At 70.8% G+C, this 19,558-nt stretch carries 13 protein-coding genes and 2 pseudogenes; 11 read left to right on the top strand and 4 right to left on the bottom strand.

The features are described from left to right. The first annotated feature begins 3 nt into the window (after positions 1–3). The 5 genes from ACH4UM_RS08270 to ACH4UM_RS08250 are packed head-to-tail and all read left to right on the top strand — an operon-like array spanning position 4 to position 3,973. Complete coding sequence (locus ACH4UM_RS08270) at positions 4–1,239, top strand: amidohydrolase family protein (protein ID WP_398175347.1); 1,236 nt, start codon at positions 4–6, stop codon at positions 1,237–1,239. A gap of 17 nt (positions 1,240–1,256) precedes the next feature. Continuing rightward, complete coding sequence (locus ACH4UM_RS08265; RefSeq protein WP_398175345.1) at positions 1,257–1,463, top strand: MbtH family protein; 207 nt, start codon at positions 1,257–1,259, stop codon at positions 1,461–1,463. Between the two features lie 41 nt (positions 1,464–1,504). Then, a complete protein-coding gene (locus ACH4UM_RS08260; protein WP_398175903.1) occupies positions 1,505–2,113 on the top strand; it encodes an NADPH-dependent FMN reductase in 609 nt (202 codons plus the stop codon). After that, the gene (locus tag ACH4UM_RS08255) at positions 2,110–3,714 is read left to right on the top strand and encodes an acyl-CoA carboxylase subunit beta (protein WP_398175343.1); all 1,605 of its coding nucleotides are present in this window, start codon (positions 2,110–2,112) and stop codon (positions 3,712–3,714) included. Before ACH4UM_RS08260 ends, ACH4UM_RS08255 begins: the two co-directional genes overlap by 4 nt. A 31-nt stretch (positions 3,715–3,745) precedes the next feature. After that, the gene (locus ACH4UM_RS08250; protein WP_398175341.1) at positions 3,746–3,973 is read left to right on the top strand and encodes a hypothetical protein; all 228 of its coding nucleotides are present in this window, start codon (positions 3,746–3,748) and stop codon (positions 3,971–3,973) included. On the opposite strand, the gene ACH4UM_RS08245 is transcribed toward ACH4UM_RS08250, so the two are convergent. Beyond that, entirely contained in the window at positions 3,962–6,388 is a 2,427-nt protein-coding gene (locus ACH4UM_RS08245) for a LuxR C-terminal-related transcriptional regulator (protein ID WP_398175901.1), read from the bottom strand. The genes ACH4UM_RS08250 and ACH4UM_RS08245 overlap by 12 nt on opposite strands. 24 nt (positions 6,389–6,412) lie before the next feature. Next, a pseudogene (locus ACH4UM_RS08240) lies at positions 6,413–6,976 on the bottom strand (AAA family ATPase); the annotation flags it as partial. A 429-nt stretch (positions 6,977–7,405) separates the two neighbouring features. Between ACH4UM_RS08240 and ACH4UM_RS08235 the strand changes: the two are divergent. The 6 genes and pseudogenes from ACH4UM_RS08235 (at position 7,406) to ACH4UM_RS08210 (ending at position 13,924) form a co-directional block, all read left to right on the top strand. Then, positions 7,406–8,485 (top strand): diiron oxygenase, encoded by a 1,080-nt coding sequence (locus tag ACH4UM_RS08235; protein ID WP_398175339.1) that lies wholly within the window; start codon positions 7,406–7,408, stop codon positions 8,483–8,485. 71 nt (positions 8,486–8,556) lie between these two features. Beyond that, a complete protein-coding gene (locus ACH4UM_RS08230; RefSeq protein WP_398175337.1) occupies positions 8,557–10,017 on the top strand; it encodes a DHA2 family efflux MFS transporter permease subunit in 1,461 nt (486 codons plus the stop codon). Continuing rightward, positions 10,014–10,163 (top strand): hypothetical protein, encoded by a 150-nt coding sequence (locus ACH4UM_RS08225; protein WP_398175335.1) that lies wholly within the window; start codon positions 10,014–10,016, stop codon positions 10,161–10,163. The genes ACH4UM_RS08230 and ACH4UM_RS08225 overlap by 4 nt, the downstream gene beginning before the upstream one ends. Before the next feature lie 25 nt (positions 10,164–10,188). Further along, positions 10,189–10,399, top strand: a pseudogene (locus tag ACH4UM_RS08220) (peptide-methionine (R)-S-oxide reductase); the annotation flags it as partial. 107 nt (positions 10,400–10,506) lie between these two features. Further along, positions 10,507–11,682, top strand: a complete 1,176-nt coding sequence (locus ACH4UM_RS08215; RefSeq protein ID WP_398175333.1) for a hypothetical protein — start codon at positions 10,507–10,509, stop codon at positions 11,680–11,682. A gap of 376 nt (positions 11,683–12,058) precedes the next feature. Then, positions 12,059–13,924 (top strand): HEXXH motif domain-containing protein, encoded by a 1,866-nt coding sequence (locus ACH4UM_RS08210; protein ID WP_398175331.1) that lies wholly within the window; start codon positions 12,059–12,061, stop codon positions 13,922–13,924. A gap of 48 nt (positions 13,925–13,972) precedes the next feature. Here the strand turns inward: ACH4UM_RS08210 and fxsT are convergent, their stop codons facing one another. Continuing rightward, positions 13,973–18,523, bottom strand: a complete 4,551-nt coding sequence (gene fxsT / locus ACH4UM_RS08205) for an FxSxx-COOH system tetratricopeptide repeat protein (protein ID WP_398175329.1) — start codon at positions 18,521–18,523, stop codon at positions 13,973–13,975. Then, complete coding sequence (locus ACH4UM_RS08200; RefSeq protein ID WP_398175327.1) at positions 18,516–19,388, bottom strand: AAA family ATPase; 873 nt, start codon at positions 19,386–19,388, stop codon at positions 18,516–18,518. The genes fxsT and ACH4UM_RS08200 overlap by 8 nt, the downstream gene beginning before the upstream one ends. Positions 19,389–19,558 lie beyond the last annotated feature (170 nt).

Genomic DNA, 19,558 nt, shown 5'->3' with positions numbered 1-19,558 from the left:
GCAATGCCTCAACTGCTGACCGGCGCCACGGTCGTCGACGGACTGGGCGGTGACCCGGTGCACGGGGGTTCGGTACTGATCGACGGCGAACGGATCGCCGCCACGGACGTACGGGTACCGGCGCGCGACGCCGACCTCGTCGACCTCAGCGGACTGACCCTGCTGCCCGGCCTCATCGACGCCCATGTCCACCTCGGGCACTCCAGCGAGATGCGGGCCGTCCTCAACATGGAACTGTCCGTCGCCGAGCGGGCCGCGGACATCTTCCGCACCCTGCGCCAGACCCTCGAAGCGGGGTTCACCACGGTCCGCGACTGCGGCGGGATCGACCACGGAGTGCTGCGCACCGTGGGCCGCGGGCTGGTGCCCGGGCCCAGGATCTGGGCGTCCGCGTCCCCGCTGGTGCAGTGCGGTGGGCATGGGCACCTCGGTTCGCCGTTCCTGCCGCCGGACGAGACCTTTCACTTCCGGGTGCGCGGGCTGACCGCCGTGGGCCGTATCTCCGACGGCTGCGACGAGGTGCGCAAGGCCGCCCGGGAGTGCTTCAGGCAGGGCGCGAGCTTCCTGAAGATGGCGGTCACCGGCGGAGTGGTGTCCATCGCCGACTCGCTGGACGACACCCAGTTCACGATCGAGGAGATCGCCACCGCCGTCAGCGAGGCACGGGCCCGGCACACCTATGTCACCGTCCATGCGCACAACGTCGCGGGCATCCGCAACGCGGTCGCAGCAGGCGTGGAGTGTGTCGAGCACGGGACCGGGATCGACGAGGAGACCGCCGCGATGATGGCGGCCGGCAACGTCGGCCTCGTGCCGACCCTGTCCATCGCGCAGGTCCTCACCGAGAACTTCGAACAGCACGGACTGCCGCCGCAGATCCGCGAACGCGTCGGCGACACGATGCAGGGCATGACCGACGGGCTGCTGGCCGCCCGGGAGGCCGGCGTCCCCATCGGCTCCGGCTCCGACCTCATCGGCCCGAACCAGAACCGGCGGGGCCTGGAGATCGCCCTCAAGGCCAGGATCATCGGCGCCCGGGAGGCGATCATGTCGGCCACCTCCGTGAACGCCTCCATCATGCGTGTCGCGGACAGGATCGGCTCGATCGAGGCGGGGAAGTACGCCGATCTCGTCGCGGTGGACTTCGACCCGCTCGCCGAGCCGGATCTCTTCGACAATCCCGACCGTGTCGTCCTCGTGATGAAGGGCGGCAGCATCGTCAAGGACACCCGCAAGTAGCGGGGGAGAGGCAACCAATGGCGGATCGGATCAGCACGCCGGCAGCGGCCGGCGGCTACGCGGTGGTGCTCAACGGGGAGGAGCAGTACTCGATCTGGGACATGTCGCTGCCGATCCCGGACGGCTGGCGCGCCGAGGGGTTCTCCGGCGGCAGGGAGGACTGCCTCGCCCACATCGAAGAGATGTGGACGGATCTGCGTCCGCGCAGTGTGCGCGCCGGCTGAACCGCCGGCCACGGCCGGGAAGGGAGAGGATTGACTTGGCCATGTGGTCGAGTGAGTTGAAGCCGTTGGTCGTCGGTATCGGCGGCACGGGACGACCTGGATCGACGACGGACAAGGCGCTGGCGACGGCCCTGCGGGGTGCCGCGCAGGCCGGTGCCCGAACTCGTCTCTTCGATGCCGCCTCCCTCGGCGTGCTGCCGCTCTTCCAGCCGCAGCAGACGGAGCGCAGCGAGCCCACCCTCGAACTGCTCGACGCCCTCGCCCGCGCGGACGGAGTGCTGCTGGCCAGCCCCAGCTACCACGGCGGCGTCTCGGGGCTGATCAAGAACGCGCTGGACTACCTGGAGGACCTCAGCGACGCCCCCCGGCCCTATCTCGACGGGCGAGCGGTCGGCTGCGTGGTCACCGCCGCCGGGTGGCAGTCCGCCGGGACCACCCTGTGCGCGCTGCGGTCCATCGTGCACGCGCTGCGCGGCTGGCCGACCCCCTTGGGCGTCGCGCTGAACACGACCGAGCATCCTCTGACCTCGACCGACCCGGAGACCGACCGCCGGTTCGAGACGCAGCTGCTGACGGTCGGCCGGCAGGTGACCGAATTCGCCATGGCGTACGGCGGATCGAGCGAGACCATGGCGGGGGTGGCCGGATGACGACACAGCCCGATCCCGCACCTCACGTGGAACCCGCTGTGCGGCACACCACCGCGGAGCGCATAGAGAGGTTCAGGCAATGGCAGCGGCTGGCCCGCGAGCCGGGATCGCCGCGGGCGGCGCGCCGACAGCACGTACTGGGCAAGCTCACCGCGCGCGAGCGCATCGAACTGCTCCTGGACGACGGCTCCTTCATGGAGACCGACCCGATGGCCCGTCATCGCTCGACCAACTTCGGCATCGACAGCCGACGCCCGATGGGCGACGGTGTGATCACCGGCCTGGGAACCGTCGACGGCCGCCAGGTGTGCGTGTACGCCCAGGACGCGACCTCCTTCAACGGCAGCGTCGGCGAGGTGTTCGGGGAGAAGGTGGGCAAACTCCTCGACATCGCCATGCAGATCGGCTGCCCGGTGATCGGCATGAACGACTCCAGCGGCGCCCGGCTCCAGGAGGGCGTGCTGGCGCTCTCCGCGTACGGCCAGGTGGCCAGGAGGGTGGTCACCGCGTCGGGAATGATCCCGCAGATCTCGGTCATCATGGGGGTGTGCGCCGGCGGCGCGGTCTACACGCCGGCCGCGACGGACTTCATCGTCATGGTCAAGCGGACCTCGCACATGTTCGTGACCGGCCCCGACGTCATCCGTTCGGTGACCGGTGAGACGGTTGGCCTGGAAGAGCTCGGCGGGGCGAGCGTCCACGCCCGGCGCACCGGCAACGCGCACTACATGGCGGCCGACGAGGAGGACGCCCTCGCCTACGTCAAGGACCTGTTGTCGTATCTTCCGAGCAACAACCTGGACGAGCCGCCGAGTTACCCCACACGCGTAGATCCTGCGGGCACGGCCGGGGACCTCGAACTGGACTCGGTGATCCCGGACGCCTCCGAGCAGCCGTACGACATGCACCAGGTGATCGAACGGCTCGTGGACGACGGCGACCTGCTCGAAGTGCATCCGGAGTTCGCGCCGAACATTCTGTGCGGGTTCGCCAGGGTGGAGGGACACAGCATCGGTGTGGTGGCCAACCAGCCCATGCACCTGGCCGGTTCACTCGACATCGACGCCGCGGAGAAGGCCGCCAGGTTCGTCCGGTTCTGCGACGCCTTCGGCATTCCGATCCTGACCCTGGTCGATGTTCCCGGCTTCCTGCCGGGCACGGTTCAGGAGTACGGGGGGATCATCCGCCGCGGCGCCAAACTCGGGTTCGCCTACATCGAGTCCACCGTGCCCAAGATCACCGTCATCACCCGCAGGGCGTACGGCGGAGGGTACGCGGTGATGGGCTCGAAGGAGCTGGGCGCCGACATCTGTTTCGCCTGGCCCACCGCGGAGATCGGAGTGATGGGTGCCCGCGGCGGTGTCGACCTGTTGTTCCACCGCGATCTCGCCGAGGCCGAGGACCCCGCGGCGCTGGAGCGGTCCCTCAGCGAACAGTACGAGGAGACGCTGACCAGCCCCTATGTCGCGGCCGAACGCGGCTGCGTCGACGACATCATCGCGCCGTCCGAGACACGCATCTTAGTGATCCACGCGCTGCGGGCCCTGCGGAACAAACGCGTCGCGCCGTTGCCGAAGAAGCACAGCAACATTCCCCTGTGACAGGACCGACACGACAGGAGTCGCTGATCACATGGAGCACATGCCTGAGGGACTGAACGCACGACTGCGGGTGTTCATCGGGGTCACCGCCGGGATTCCGCTGGGCCCGGGCATGGGTGTGCCCGACGGGCAGGGCGGCCCGGCTGACCACGCGGCCGGTCCGTCCTGCCCGCTGTGCGGCCTGTCGGCCGAACACCCCGCGCAGGACGGACCGGCCGTCGGGTCCGAGCCGCTGGACCCCGTCACCTCACCGCGCTGAGGCGGAGTCGGACCCGGAGTCGGACCCGGAGTCCGGCTCCTCGCGGGCCACGGCTGCGGCGACCGCCGCCCTGTTCGACACCCCGAGCTTGGCGAACACGTTGGACAGGTGCATCTCCACGGTCTTCTCCGCGATGTGCAGCTGCTTGGCGATCAGCCGGTTCGTCAGCCCGCCGCTCACGAGCGCGGCGATCTGCTGCTCCCGGCCGGTCAGCGCGATCACGCTGCTCTCCGGATCGGTGCTCCTGGCATGGGGAGCACGGGCGGCCAGCCTGCGGCGCTCGACGCGCGCCTGGCGCGCCACAGCGGAAGCGCCCAGCTGCTCGCAGGCCAGCTGGGTCGCCTTCAACTCCTTCGCCGCGTCGTCGAACCGGCCCTCCTGGCACAGGGCGAGGCCCACGACCACACGGGCGCGCAACGCGTCGATCACCCGGCCCGCCTCCTCCAGGCCCGCCGCGGCGTGCTGAGCGGGAGCCAGTGCGGCCCCCGGTCTCTGCCGCAGCAGCACCTGTGCCTCGGCCAGAGTCGCCAGAGCCATACGGCCGGGCTGGTCGAGGACTTTCGCCGCGTGCACGGCCCGCTGCGCCCACTCCGCCGCCCGCCCCGGGCGGCCCGCGGCGAGGTCCGCCCGGACCAGCAACTCGTACCAGGCGACCCGGGAACCGGCGTCGGCGGTCGGCAGGTCCGGGCCGCCCGCGTCGGTGACCAGGGCCAGGCACCGCTCGTGGTCACCGTTGAGCAACGTGGCCTCACCCAGGATCCGCAGGGCGAGCGCTTCCTTCCAACCGGTCGCCGAGTGCCGGGGCTGCAGTGTGGCGGCGAAGGAGTTCTGCAGCGCGCTGTCGAGATGACCGAGGGCGATGTCCACGTATCCGCGCACCGCGTAGGCGTTGACGAGCTCCTCCGGGCTGTCCGTGCGCTCGGCGAGGTAGACCGCGTGCTCGATGGCGACCTGCGCCTCGGTGAGTTTGCCCCGGTCGCGCAGGACGAACGCCTTGCCGGCCAGCAGATGTGGCAGGAACAACCGGTATCCGCTGCGGACGGCGAAGCCGACCCCCTTCTCGAAGTGCCGCAGTGCTTCGTCCCAGCGTTCGAGCAGCACCTCGCTCCAGCCGATCCACATCACCGCGTCCAGGCTCTGCGCGAGCTCGCTGTCGAGCATCCCGTCCAGGATCGCGGTCGCCCGGCCGAGCAGTTCGTAGGCGAGCTCCGTACGCCCGTTGGCGGTGTTCGCCATCGCCATCAGGCCGAGGCACGATGCCTGCAGGGGACGGTGCCCGTGCCGCTCCACCACGGCCAGCGCCTCCTGCGCCCACTGGTAGCAGCCCAGCGGATCACCGCTGTGCAGCTGCCCTGCGGCTATCTCGAACTTCAGTGACGCACGGACCAGGGCGTCCTCGTTGCCGAGCGCACCGAGCTCCAGGCGCAGCATGGCATCGGTCTCCTCGCGGCCCCCGAGCAGCCGTTGCACCATCGCGACGAAGGCCACAGCTTCGGCGTGCTGGGGGGCGGGCTTCCTGGGCAGGATGGTCAGCGCCTCATGCATCAGATCGCGGCACTCCCGCAGCTGGCCCGTCGCCCCCCGGGCCTCCGCGAGCAGGACCATCATCCTGGCCCGTCGGGCCTCGAAGCGGGGCTGCTGCGGGAGGGCGCGCAGCGCGGTGGTGAGCCAGGCCGAGGCCCTGCCGGGATCGGTGTAGGCCACGGAGCGGGCCGCTTCGTCGAGCAGGTCGACGGCGGCGAGGTCGCCGTGCCGGATCCAGTGCTCCACATGCGGAGCGCGCTCGACGGCCGAGGCGCCACGTGTACACAAGGCCTCGTCGACGCGGAGGTGCATGCCCACGCGCCAGCTCAATTCGCTGTGATTGTAGATGGCCCGGTGGACCACCGGGTGCCGGAAGGCGAAGTACTGGCCGAGGACGACCGGGTGGACCAGGTCCCGCCGGATCAACTCGCCTATGGTGCCCAGCACTTCGGTCTCGTTCCGACCCAGCATCTGCGTGAGCAGCCCGGCTTCGAACTCATGGCCGATGATCGCGGCGGCGTCTGCGACCTCCCTCATCTCGGGCCGCAGCGAGGCCAGCTCCTCGGTGTACCGGGCATAGTTGCCGAAGCGCGGCGTCTGGGTAAGCCGGGACAGATCGTCGCGTGCGGTGAAGACCGGTTGTTCGGAAATGAGCGCCTTCAGATATCCCGGGTTCCCGCGGCTCTCCCGGTACAGGTGCCGCCGGTTGAATGCGGTGGCCTCACCGGTCAGTATTTCCTCTGCTTCCTCTTCCAGAAGCGGTTCCAGGTGTATATGCTCGACGACCATCTGCACGGACCGGCCGCGGAGGGCCGCCTGCAGCCGTGACGTCGCCTGCCGATTCCGATAGGCGAGAACGAACAGCACCGGAGCCTGCGGTGGTCTGCGCAACAGACTCGCCAGGAGTTCAATGGACGCCGCATCAGCGACATGGCAATCGTCAAGGACGAGAACCAGCCTGGGCACGGCCAGTTGTTCCAGGAATTCACATACGGAGCGGAAGCCGGTCTGTGCCATGGACTTCACGGCGTCCGCCATGCGTTCCCGGTCGAATCCCAGGGTCGGCCGGAGGACCGTGTTCAACCCCTCGCGCTGCCGGGGCGGAAGTCTCTCCACGGCAGCGTGCACAAGATCATGCTGGTCGTCGAACGCGTCCGAAATCAGACCGAACGCTGCGTCTTCGTCGGGTCGGTCGACTCTGCCGGTGAATACATGGGAGTTTCCGGAACGAGCGATACTGGCGAACCTTCCCAGTACCGCTGTCTTGCCAATTCCCGGGTCTCCCGTTATTTTGACAAGCCGGGCAACCGGCTGCCGCGGCCCTACCTGGCGGAGCGTACAGGTCAGCACGTTCAACGCGTCCTGCCGGCCGAAGAGTTTCTCTGTCTGTAAGGAAGTGGGGGCAGATTGTGCGGTGTCCCATACTTCTGAGTCGGGTGAAACAGTGGACTGGCGCGTATTGCGGTCGGTGCGTGCCATCATCCCCCCGTCGTGCCGATGGGTGCACATCCATGTCGGCGTGGACCGCACCCCCGTGACTCGTAAAATCTGGCTGCTTCCTGCCGCCCTCGGCAACCCTTTCTGGAGCGTCGGACGCAGATGTTGACCGGAACTTGTCGAGTGAGTGACTGATTCGTGAAGACTGTGCTGTAGATCAACTGTGAGTGCCTCGTTTGCGTCGAGCCGCGCCGGCGGTGCAGCGCCGCCGGTCAGAGGGTCAACAGCGTCCGAATGTGGATGATTTGGGCTGAATTGGGCCCCCACCGAGGCTGCTCGACCCTGCCCCCTGCCCAGGGTTATCCCCAGTGCCTGAGGAGCCGCGAAGAGGCCAGACTTGGCGCGTACTTCCTCTGCCCCGTGCACCATTGTGTGTCCGCGTGCGTGGGCTGTCGCTGTTTGGAGGAACGCGTGAGCACACGAATCTATGCACTCCCGATCGACCAGACGCGGTGGCAGGTTCCCGGCGGTGGGGCGACGGTATTCGATTGGGAATACGACGAAGGTCGCGACCGGCTGCTCAATCTGTACGACAAGGGAAAGCAGAAACAGTGGGACGCGGCCGAGCGACTCGACTGGTCGATCGACATCGACCTCGACAACCCCATGGGTGTACCGGAACAGACGATCGCCATCTACGGGTCCCGGGTATGGAGCAAGCTCAGCAAGAAGGAAAAGGGCGTCATTCGACATCACCTCGCCTCGTGGCAGTTCTCGCAATTCCTGCACGGTGAGCAGGGCGCGCTGATCTGCTCCTCGAAGATCGTGCACACGGTGCCCGATCTCGACTCCAAGTTCTACGCGGCAACCCAGGTGATGGACGAGGCCCGTCACGTCGAGGTCTACTCGCGCTACCTGAGAGAGAAGTTGGAGCTGGCCTACCCGATCAATCCCAGCCTCAAGTCCATACTCAACGATGTTATTTCCGACGCACGCTGGGACATGACATACCTGGGTATGCAGGTTCTCATCGAGGGTTTGGCGCTCGCGGCGTTCGGACTGATCCGGGACAATGCCACGGAGCCGTTGGCCCAGGCGCTCAACACCTATGTGATGCAGGATGAGGCCCGGCATGTCGCATTCGGCCGGCTTGCGCTGCGCGAGTACTACCCGGAACTCACCCAGGCGGAGCGGGACGAGCGTGAGGAGTTCTGCATCGAGGCATGCTACCTGATGCAGGAGCGGTTCGTCGGAGAAGAAGTCTGGCGCAATCTCGACATCGATTCGGATGAATGCATCGAGTACATGCGCAACTCCGCGCACTTCCGTGCCTTCCGCAGCCACCTCTTCTCCCGGATCGTGCCGACTCTCAAGGACATCGGCATATTCGGCGGGAAGATGCGGCATGCGTTCGCCGAGATGGGAGTCATCGGCTACGAGCATCACGACGTCGAATCCCTCATGGAACAGGACGAGAAGATCGCAAACGACCTCGACCGCAGTCGGATCGAGCAGGTCGAGAAGGTGATCAAGCTCGGCGACGAGGCCTGACTCCGCGCGGCCCTCATGCCCACAGGCCGGATCCGGCCTACCCCATCCAGCGTTCTCAGGAGTACTGCGTAGTGACGACATCCGAACCGGCGCGCAAGCGGAAGGGCTACCTCGCGGTGACGCTGACGGCGTCCGGGGGCACCTTTCTCGCGATGCTCGACTCCACGGTCACCAACCTGGCCGTGCCGGATCTCGCCAAGGACTTCTCCTCCGCCTCGTTGTCCGGCCTCTCCTGGGTCATCAGCGCCTACGCGGTGCTGCTCGCGGCCCTCCTGGTGCCGGCCGGGCGGCTGTCGGACGTCCTGGGCCGGAAACGACTGTTCCTTCTCGGCATCGGGATCTTCACCGCGGCCTCGCTGCTGTGCGGCATCGCGCCCAATCTCCCGGTCCTCATCGCGACCCGTGCAGTACAGGGGGCCGGTGCCGCGGCGATGATCCCGGCGTCACTGGCGATCCTGCTCCTCGACGGGCCGGCGGACCAACGGGTGAAGTCGATCGGCCTGTGGAGCGCGGCCTCGGCGTTCGCCGCGGCGGTCGGACCCAGTGTCGGCGGCATCCTGGTCGACCTGTTCGGCTGGCGCTCGGTGTTCTACGTCAACCTCCCCTTCGGTCTGTTGCTGATCTTCGTGGCCGTCCGGCTGCTGCCCCGCGCCGCCGGTTCGGAGGAGAGGCGGATCCCGGACCCGCTGGGCACCCTTCTGGTCGCCCTCGCGGTCGGCGCGATGACCCTGGGAGTCACCGAAGGCGGCACCTGGGGCTGGTGGGACGGCAGGACCCTGGCCTGCGTGGTGGGCGGGGCCGCCCTCGCGGTCGTCGCCGTGCTGCGCTCCAGGAAGCATCCGGTACCCGCCCTCGAAATCACTCTGCTGGGCAACCGCACCTTCGCCGTCACGAACGTGGTCTCGCTTCTCTACGGCATGGCGCAGTACCCGTGGCTGCTGGTCAGCGTGCTCTACCTGACCGGCTCCTGGCACTACTCCGAACTGAAGGCGGGCTTCGCCATGACACCGGGCGCGGTCGCGGCATCCGTCGCCGCGCTGGCGCTGAGCCGGCTCGCCCCACGACTGGGAGGACCCCGCGTCGCCACGCTGGCCGGGCTGCTGGCCTTCGTGGCGTGCGGTCTCTGGCTGGTCCTCGGACTCACCGGCACCCCCTCGTTCCTGACCTTCTGGCTGCCCGCGGGATGCCTGGCCGGCATCGCCATGGGCGCGGCCACGATGGGCACGTCGGCCGCGGCCGCGCTCAGCGCTCCGCCCACCCGGTTCGCCGCGGCCAGTGGAATGAACACCACCGCACGGCAGTTCGGCGGCGCGCTCGGCATCGCCGCTCTGGCGGAGATCATGCAGCAGCGCCTCCAGGACGGCGGCACGAACCTCGACGCGTACACGGGCGTCTTCGCCTTCTCCACCGTCGTCGCCGGCGCGGCCCTGGTCATCAGCCTGTTCTGGCTGCGCATCACCCCGCCGCCGGCGCCGGCCGCCGCCAAGCCGGCTACGGCGTCCCCGGCCACCGAGGAACGGAGCCGTGGATGACGGAGCCCGAGCAGCTCGCACCACGGCGTACGGCACTGGTGACCGGGGCCGACAAGGGGCTCGGCAAGCAGCGCCAACCGGGGGGATTCAGCCTCATCGCTGTCGATGCAACTGTTCCGGATCGGTCCGTCGCGCTGATCGGGTGAGAAGCGTGCATGCGCGAAGCGCGATGGCCGGCCGTCCTTCTGCGACCCGAAGGACACCGACGCCGTGGGAGCTGCCGCAGGACCGCTCCCACGGGATGGTGCGCACCGAGGTGCGGTGTGCTTGCTGCGGGTCGCACCTCGGGCACGTCTTCGAGGGCGAGGGATGTGCCACCCCGGCCGGCCGGCGGTACTGCAGCAGCAGCACCCCCCTCACGCTGACGCCGGGCGAGGACTGAGGGACCGGCGCCCGGCCCGGGTGCCCGCCGTGGAAGCGGGCGCCCGCCGGCCGTGATGGCGGCCGAACGACGGATTCGGTACGGCGATCGGCGGGGAAGTACCTGCCATGCTGGATCTCGCGCAGTCGGCACACGCCGTGATCGTCGGTGTGGAGCAGTACGCCGGCGGATCGGCGTGGAACCTGGACGGACCGGTGCACGACGCCGTCGGCTACGCCCGGCGGCTCCTCGACGGCGGACTGCCGCCCGAGCGGATCACGCTGCTGCTGTCCCCGCTGCCCCGCAACACCGCGGCGGCGGACGGGCTCGGGACCGGGTACCGCCGCGCGACGCGGGACACCGTGCACGAGGTTCTCTTCCGCGAACTCCCCAATTGCCAGGGTGAGTTGTTCTTCCTCGCCTGGTCCGGGCACGGACTGGTCGATGCCCGCGGCGGACGCCGGCTGCTGTACGCCGACGCCGTCGCGGAGGACCTGCGCAGCCTGGATCTCGACGCGGCGCTCACCGCATGGCGCTCCGACCTGATCCCGTCCTTCCCCCACCAGCTCTGGCTCGTGGACGCCTGCCAGGTGTTCGCCGACTCCGCCGCGGTCGACGGCGCGCTGCGGCCCGACCCCGTTCCCCTGGGCCGCCTGCGCGAACGGCCGGGACAGCACGCCTTCTTCGCCTGCGCACCCGGGCAGAGCGCGCGCAACACCGCCACCGGGGGCTTCGGCGTCTTCACCTCCCGCGCGCTCAGCCTGCTGGACGCCGGGCCGCACCCGGACGGGCGGACGGCCGGCCCGGGCGCGTTCGCCGCCGCGCTGCGGGACGGTGTCCGTGCCACGGCGGCCGGGGACGGCCGGGACCAGACACCCACCTACTTCTGGCACGCGGGCCCGGACGGACAGGGCGAGCGCTGGTCCCACCCGCGCCCCACCGTCCCGCACCCCCGCGGCCAGGGCTCGCCGGCCGGCCGGCCGGGCCCGCCCGCCGGCGCCCCCGCACTGGCACGTCCCACCCGTGAGCAGCGCCGGCGGCTGCTCGACATCCTGGAGCGGATGCCGGCGATGGCCGCGCCCGCCGGCCGCTCCCGCCTGATCCGGCAACTGCCGGCGGTCATCGCGGTGAGCGTCCCGCAGTCCGGCATCACCCGGTCCGCGCTGCTGGACCTCATCGACACCTGTGTGGAGTTCCCCGGCGGGCTCGCCGAACTCGAGGCGGCACTGGACATGGTGGACAGCGGCACGGCCGCCCTCGCCGAGTTCCGGGACGCGCTGCGCGAGCTGGCGGAAGCACGATGAGTATCCGCGGGGGCCGTCCTTGTGCCTGCTCACGGGCCCCTCCGCGGCGCCCGTGGCTCGAAAGGATGTCTGAGACACGGACTTCCCGCCCCTGGGCGGCGGAGCCATTATGGAGAGTCGTGGGTCGGCGGCGGCGGCATCGGCCCGGATGCTGGGAGGGCAACGGCACCATGGAACACGCCGACAGCATTGTCGAGTCGGACCTTCTTGACCTCGGGGGAGTGACCCTTGAACAGCTACGCGCGATTAGCGGACGCGAGCGAGCCGAGAACAAGCAGCGGCTGCTGCGCGGACTCGACCAGCCGGACGTCAACTTCGGCGGGGACGAGAGCTGATCCGGGCGTGGCGGACTCCGGTCGGCGTTCAGGTCCGGGCAATGCCCGTTGACCCCCTGCCCGGGGCGCTCGCCCCGGTGGGCCGGTACGGGCTGACCACCGAGGAGTTCGACGCACTGGCCGGCGGCGGCGGCACCGCGGCCTCGCTCGCCCGGATCTGGGACGGCGAGCGGAGCCACCGCCTGCTCCTGCTGGATCTCTTCCTGGACCTGATGCAGGAACTGCCGCGGGCGTGCGGTCCGCTGCCCGCCGCGAGGACCGCGTGGGACCTGCTGCTCCGTGCGAACGACCGGGACCGCGCCGTCGTCGAGGGGATGCTGCTGGCACCGGAGACCGGACTGTGGGTCACCGCGGTGCTGCGCAGGCTCGGCGGCGGGCCCGGCGGCGAGGTGCCGCTGTGGGTGGAGGCCGGACACTTCCACGCGCTGGCGGCCGCCTCGGCGGTACGGGCCGGGCTGGACTTCGAGCTGGCGGTGCCGGTGCGCCACGGTGCCCTCTGGCTGCCCGGTCTGGGCCGGGCCGTGGCGGCCGCGCCGAAACCGTGGTCGACAGCGCTGGTGAGCTGCGTGGAGGGCGAGTTGACCCTCCGCATCGGCCGGCGCAGCCGCCGCGTGGCCGCGCCGTGGGACGAACCGGCCCCGGGCTGGGAACCGGCCCGCACCGTCTCCCTGCCGCTGGACGGCGCCCGGACCCCGGTTCTCCTCGACGACCTCGGCTGTCACCGCATCGGCGCGTCCCAGGCCGCCGCGCCGCCCGAGCCGCTCGACGACGCCGAGGCCGGTGCATGGGCGGCCCTGCTGCACGAGGCGGCCGCACTGCTCGCCGAGACGGACCCCCAGGCGGCCACCGACATCGCCGTTCTCCTGCGCAGCGTCGAGCCGTTGCCGGCCCCCGGCACGGAGCGGCCGGTCAGCGCCACCTCGGGGGACGGTGTCGGCCGGCTCGCCTCCTCCCGACCGCCCGACGCCGTCCAGCTCGCCGCCGTGCTGGCCCACGAGATCCAGCACAGCAAGCTGGGCGCGCTCATGCACCTGTACCCGCTGTACGAGGCGGGCGACACCAGCCTGTGCTACGCCCCCTGGCGCGACGATCCGCGGCCCCTGCGCGGCCTGCTCCAGGGCGTCTACGCCTTCACGGGCGTGGCGCGCTTCTGGCGGGGCCGGGCGCTGAGCTCCCGCGCCACGGGCGAGGACAGCCGGGCGGCCCACTTCGAGTACGCCCTGTGGCGGCGGCAGCTCCTGCGGGTGCTCCCGGAGATGGGCCGCCACCCCGGACTCACGCACCTGGGCAGGCGTACGGTCGACCGGCTGAGCGAGACGGTCGCAGGGTGGGGGCAGCCGCAGCGTGGGGGACCGGTGGACGTGATGGCCGGGGAAGCCGCCGACCACCATGCGATGAGCTGGCGCCTGCACCATCTGGCGCCGGACGCGACCTCGGTGAAGAGCCTGGTGGGCGTATGGCCGCGCCCGCCGGCCCGAGTGCCCCCCACCCCGCCCGAACTCCGCCCGGACCCCGAGGTGCCCCGGCTGGACACGCTGACCACGCTGTACCGGACGCGGCTCAGCGACCCGCGCGGCATTGAGGAGTTCGCCGGAGCGTTCGCCGGGACGTCCGCTCTCACCGCGCGGACCGGGGGCGTACGCGCGCTGCACGTCCGCGGGGACACCGCGGGAGCGGTGGCGCTGGCCGCGACGGCTCTGCGGGCCGGGGAGGCGGCGGAGCCGTCCCTGTGGGCGGACCTGCTGACCGCGCTGGGGGCCCGGGGCGACGGCCCGGCGGGCCGGGTGGCGCGGGGCCGGCCGGAGCTGGCACGGGTCGTCTACGAGGAGATCAGAAAGGCCGACGGGGCCGCCCCCGACCCCGTCTCCTTCGTGGCCTGGCTCGACGACTGCGAGCAGGGCGGCTGACGGTGGCCGCCGGCTTCCCCCGAGGCCGGCGGGCGCCACCGACCATGGTCAGATCGGCATCGGGTCGATGTCGCAGTTCGCCCGCCGCCACGCCAGCGCGTCGGCGCGGGCGGGGTGCGCCTCGCCCAGCACCTCCGCGATCCCGTCCACCGCCCTGCGGTGCAGTTCCTCGGCCTCCTGGGCGCGTCCCAGCGCCTTCAGGTCCTGGGCCGTGTTGCTGGTCAGCACCAGAACGGTGGGATGCCGGTCGCCCAGCACCCGCGCGGCCGTCGCCAGGGTCTCCTCGTCCAGGGCCAGCGCGGCGCCCACCTCGCCCTGCGCGAACATGTCGCTGGCCAGGTTGATACGGCAGACGAGCGTGTCGGGGTGGTCCGGGCCCAGTACCGCCAGGCAGCGGGACAGCGCGTCCTCGTTGAGTTCGCGGGCCGCGGCGACCTTGTTCATCAGCCGGTAGGTGATGGCCAGGTCCATGCCGGCCTCGGTGGTGTGCGGATGCCCGATGCCCAGCACCCGCACATACAGGTCCCGGGTCCGCTCGCCCAGCTGCACCGACTCCTTGAGGTCGTTCAACTGGCGCAGGTCCACGGAGAGGTTGAGGGAGGCGACGAGGGAGTCGGGGTGCTCCGGGCCGTACCGGCTGAGGAGTTCCTTGCGGGCCAGCCGGGTCAGCTCGGCGGCCTCCTCGTGCCTCCCCGCCTTGCGCAGGGAGACCCCGAGCCGGGCCAGGTTGCGCAGGGTGTTCGGGTGGTTGTCGCCGACCTGCTGGCGGTAGCGCTCCGTGATGTTCTCGAACAGCTGCACCGCCGCGAGGTACTCGCCCCGCTCACGACGGTCCAGTGCCACGCTGCTCTCGGTCAGCATGCTGCTGAGGGCTTCCTCGCCGTACATCTGCGTCTTGCGCTGCCAGGTCTGCTGATCCAGCTCCAGGGCGTGCTGGAACCGGCCGTTGACGCGCAGGCTGACCGCCAGGTTGTGGGCGTGCACCAGGGTCTCCGGCTCGTCGTCGCCGTAGCGCAGCGCCCGCTGGTAGACCTCCTCGTTGATGCGCAGCGACTCCTTGAAGTCGCCCTGGGCGCGCCGGTCCGCCGCCACCAGCCCCAGAACGCGCAGGAGTTCCTCGTCCGCGTCCGCCTCCGGCCGCTCCAGGACCGAGCGCATGCGCTGGCTGAGCGCCGCCGCGTCCTCGTAACGGCCCATGGTCCACAGGACGTAACGCAGATGGCGCCCGAGCACCAGCGTCTGGCGGTCGTCCTCGCCGTGCAGTTCGCACCACTGGTCGTACGCACTCTGGGCGAACTCCCGGGCGCCTTCGTGCTCGCCCCAGTAGAAGAGGTACTCGGCGACGCTCTGCACCATCTGCCGCACGTGCCGGGAGGGTGACTTGACCGCCTCCGACACCAGGACGTGCGGGTACAGTTCGCCGAACTGCGGCCAGTGCGCCGGGTCCTGGGGGTTGCGGGGGGTGTCACCGGCCAGCAGCAGATGCGCTCCGTGCTGCATACGGGCGCGCTGTTCGTGTGGCATACGGGCGATCAGTACCGCCTGCACGAGCCGGTGCATCTGGATGGAGTTCGTACGGTGGTCGATCTTCGCCAGCGAGTAGCGGTTGATCTCCCGGATGGCCCGGCCCAGGCGCAGCGGGTCGGTCAGGGCCCGGTCCAGATCGGGCGCGATCGGCTCGACCGGGGCCCGGGAGAAGAGCGTCCGGGAGATCGGTTCGGGGGCGAAGTAGGCGCAGACCTGGAGGAGCTGGAGGGCGGCCGCGTTCTTGCGCTCCAGGTGGTCGAGGGAGACGTTCCACGCGGTCGCCACCGTCTCCTCGTAGTGGGTGGGCTGGGAGACGGTCATCAGCTCCGCCTTCTTCTCCGCGAAGAGGCGCAGGTACTCGCTGGCCGGCATGCCGGTCTCGGCCCGCCACGCGGAAGCCTGCTCCACCGCCAGCGGCAGGTCGCCGAGCACGGCCGCCAGCTGGTCCGCCTCGCTCTCGGGCAGGTCGGGGTTGCGCCGCTGCAGCAGGTGGATGCTCTCCTCGCGCTTGAAGACGTCGACCTCCAGCGGATGCGCGAGGGTGTTCCACTGCGGATTGCGGGAGGTGACGAGGATGGAGCCGACGGGGCCGCTGCCGGGAGCGGTGGGGAAGTAGCCCCGTACGGACTCCGGGCTCTCGGCGTTGTCGAACACGAGCAGCCAGTTCCGGTACGGCTGTCCGGTGCGCAGGGCCTCCAGCACCGCGGGCACGGCGGTGTTGGCCTCGGCGGTGACCGGCAGCCCGAGGCGCTGGGCGAGTTCCACCAGTGCCTGGGCGATCTGGGCCGGCCGCTCGGCCGGAATCCACCACACCACGTCGTACCGGGAGGCGTTGCGGTACACGTACTCCAGGGCCAGCTGGGACTTGCCCACGCCGCCCATGCCGTGCAGGGCGTGCGGCAGCACGGCGGTGGGGCCCTGGCTGAGATCCTGCTCCAGGCTGCGCAGCAGGTCGTCGCGCCCGGTGAAGAGGGCGTTGCGCGGGGGCATGTTGCCGAGCACGGTCGGCCGGAGCCTGTTGGCGACGTGCTGAGGCTGACCCGGCGTCAGGCTCCCTTCGTCGGGGGCCGGGGTGGCGGTCCCTCGGGCAACCGTGGTCACTTTCGTGCCTCCTTGGCGTGGGCCGGCCTGGACCTGCCCGGGAATGTCATATGTGGCGGGCAGAGACGCGGGCGTGCTCCGGCTCTCGGGTGGGTCGGGGAGATCCATAGTGCCGGAACCTTTTCGTGAATGATCGGTCATGACTTCGTTGTGCGCACGAGCTCCGGACATTTCATCCGACTGGATGTGCGTGGAAAGGAGCCCCCGGAGCCTCCGGGCGCGCTGCAGATGAGGACCGGCAAGGGAACTCAGCACGGTGTATTCGGCCGTTCGGAAGCGGAGATCCCCGGGCGGCACATTCGTGGCGAGCGCGCTTTCCCGGCCGTCGAAATAGGCGAGGAGTTCCCGCGCCGCGCCGCTTTTCGGCGCGAGAATTTCCGCCGCGGTCCGGGCTGCCCGGAAAGTGGTGCGTTTGGTGCCCGCGGCGAGCAGTTCCGCGCGGATTCCGTCCAGAAACGTGAAGGAGGTGCTGCTGCCCGGTGCGGGTTCGACCAGTCCGCTCATCAGGATCTCGGCCAGGTGCACCGGCTCGGAGCCGGGCAGCAGATCCCGTTGCACCGTGGTCATCACCGGCAGCTCCAGCGGCACCGCGGCCAGCCGCACGGCCAGCTCGAAGGCCTCCGGGGACGCCCAGACCCGGAACCGCGCCACCTTCTGCACCGGACTCTCCTCCGGCGGGGACTGGGCCGAGTCGGGAAAGGGGACCGGCTTCGCGCCGGGGGTGACGACGGTGGCGGCGACCTCGGCCCACCGGGGCTCGGCGGCGGCCACGAACCGCGCCCAGGGGGCCAGCCAGCCGCCCTCGACCTCCAGGATGGGCACCGGGAAGGACCGGTTGCGGTGCGGGGAGTGCGACCACTCGTGGTTGGTGTACGGGTGGATCAGCTCCCAGGACACCTGGCCGTTGGCCGTCCGGTGTCCCTGGGCGCGCATACGGATGCGCTCGGGCAGCAACGCGGTCCGGTCCCAGAGCCGTTGGGGCAGGGGGGTGAGGATCGCCACCGGCTGGTGGCGTCCCCAGACCGCGAGCGCCGCGCGCGCGGTCCCCGACCGCCAGGCGGCCCCCATGCCGTCGGTGAAGACGAGGACGATACGGCGGCCCGAGAGGTCGACGAGGCTGCGGACCGGCTGGGGCCGCCCCGGCGGCTCCGGGCTGCGCAGTGCGACGGTGCCGTCGGCGTCCGGGCCGGTGCCCAGATGCCGCAGCTCCACGCTGCGGAAGCCGCCGTAGCGGCGCAGGGCCCCGAGCAGGCCCGAGGCGGCGCGCCGCCAGGCCGCCATGTGGGGCGCGGTGTCCACCACGAGGACGACGTCCCAGCGGGGTTCGGGGGCCGGGCGCAGTACGGGCGGCAGCCAGGGCGCCTCGGCCAGCTGCTCGCCGGTCCGCTCCTCGTCCAGCTCCTGGTCCGCCGACGCCAGGCTCTGCTGCCGCAGCGGCCTGAGAGCCCGGCCCAGGGCGCCGCCCCCGGGGTGGCGGCCGCGGCCGCGTGCCGTGCGCCGGCGTAAGCGTCTGCGCGGACCGGACGTCGCGGCCGCCCGGTCGACCGGGGACGGCCGGTCCTCGTCTCCGGCGGGCTCGGACGCACCGTCCGGCCCGGTGCGCGGCGCCGGCCGCCCCGCGTCGTGCGCGTCCGGCGGGCCGTCCGGGGCCTGCGCGTCCTCCCGGCCGTCCGGGTCCCGGAGGTCCTGAGGTCCCTCGGGGTCCGGCGGGCCCTCCGGGTGCTCCGGGTGCGGCAGCGCGGGCTGCTCCGGCGCCGCCTGCGCCTCCCGCGCCGCCGGGTCCTCCTCGACGAGCAAGGGGTGCTCTGCGCCGTCGCCGGGCGACAGCAGCTCGGGATGCTCCTGGGCGAGCCAGAGGGCATCGGCGACTTCCCGCCAGTGCAGGTCGCCCACGCGCAGGCGCGGGTGATCCGGGGCCGGGCGCGGGTCACGCGGCGTCCGGCCCCGGGATGCGGGGTGGTGTTCAGTCACTCAGCCCAGTCCCATCGGCGTTCAGCGGGTGCCAGATGGCGCGCAGCACGGCCTGCCATTCGGAGTCGTCGCCCTCTGCGTAGGTGTAGGCGCCCGACGTGACCAGGTGCGCCGCATTGAGCAGCATGTCGGCGGCGAGTCCGTCGGATTCCTCGCTGTGGGACCTGAACGCGCGGATCAACTTTCCCTGCATGTCACCGAGCTGGTCGGAGAAGTGGGCGGAGAGCAACTCCGCCAACCCTTCCGCATCGACATCGGCCATGTCCAAACGCAGACATCGCCGCATGAAGGCTTCCGGGAATGCGCGCTCCCCATTGGAGGTCATGATCACGATCGGAAATGCCCGAGCCTGGACAATACCTTCCTGGATGGGAGCGAAGCCGCCCGGGTCGGCGGTGTGCACCCCCACCACCGGATTCTGTTTCTTCACCCGAACGAGTGGTGGCAGAGCATACCAACCATCTTCGAACAGTGTGAGCAGATCGTTGGGGAGATCCGCGTCGCCCTTGTCGATCTCGTCGATGAGCAGGACCCGCGGCAGCCGGTACGGCAGCAGGGCGGTGCCGAGGGGGCCCAACTGGACGAAGTCACCGATGTCCGTCAGGCCTTCGGCCGCGGCCGCGTCCTCGTCCAGGTCGCCCCCGGCCGCCTGACGTGCCATCAGCCACGCCTGGGCGGACTGGGCCCTGCCGATGGCGTCGTACTCGAACAGGCCCGACGTCAGGGTCGTACGACTCGTGATCGGCCACTGCAGAACGCGTCCCAGGCCGAGCTCGCGGGCGATCCGGAAGGCCAGCGCCGACTTGCCCACCCCGGGGCGGCCGGTGACCAGCAGGGGACGGCGCAGAAGGATGGCCGCGTTCACCAGCCGGACCTCGTCCGCGGGCGGGCACCGCGGGGCGTCGGCGGGACCGAGCCGGCGGTCGGCCTCGTCGTCCTCGGGTGGCTGGGGCAGGGGCGGACCGCCGTTGAAGCTCCGCCATCGCGGCCCCGGGGGCCAGCTCCGCTCCTCGTAGGGAACCTCGGGCACCGACC

Source organism: Streptomyces sp. NPDC020801 (assembly GCF_044334385.1).
Lineage (GTDB): Bacteria > Actinomycetota > Actinomycetes > Streptomycetales > Streptomycetaceae > Streptomyces.
The sequence above is the reverse complement of the archived record's forward strand: the minus strand, read 5'-3'. Positions and strand labels throughout refer to the sequence as shown.

What these genes read in the sequence shown, in the direction of transcription:
- ACH4UM_RS08270 (WP_398175347.1), top strand. Translation starts at nt 4, where the DNA reads ATGCCTCAACTGCTGACCGGCGCCACGGTCGTCGACGGACTGGGCGGT.
- ACH4UM_RS08265 (WP_398175345.1), top strand. Translation starts at nt 1,257, where the DNA reads ATGGCGGATCGGATCAGCACGCCGGCAGCGGCCGGCGGCTACGCGGTG.
- ACH4UM_RS08260 (WP_398175903.1), top strand. Translation starts at nt 1,505, where the DNA reads ATGTGGTCGAGTGAGTTGAAGCCGTTGGTCGTCGGTATCGGCGGCACG.
- ACH4UM_RS08255 (WP_398175343.1), top strand. Translation starts at nt 2,110, where the DNA reads ATGACGACACAGCCCGATCCCGCACCTCACGTGGAACCCGCTGTGCGG.
- ACH4UM_RS08250 (WP_398175341.1), top strand. Translation starts at nt 3,746, where the DNA reads ATGGAGCACATGCCTGAGGGACTGAACGCACGACTGCGGGTGTTCATC.
- ACH4UM_RS08225 (WP_398175335.1), top strand. Translation starts at nt 10,014, where the DNA reads ATGACGGAGCCCGAGCAGCTCGCACCACGGCGTACGGCACTGGTGACC.
- ACH4UM_RS08215 (WP_398175333.1), top strand. Translation starts at nt 10,507, where the DNA reads ATGCTGGATCTCGCGCAGTCGGCACACGCCGTGATCGTCGGTGTGGAG.
- ACH4UM_RS08210 (WP_398175331.1), top strand. Translation starts at nt 12,059, where the DNA reads ATGCCCGTTGACCCCCTGCCCGGGGCGCTCGCCCCGGTGGGCCGGTAC.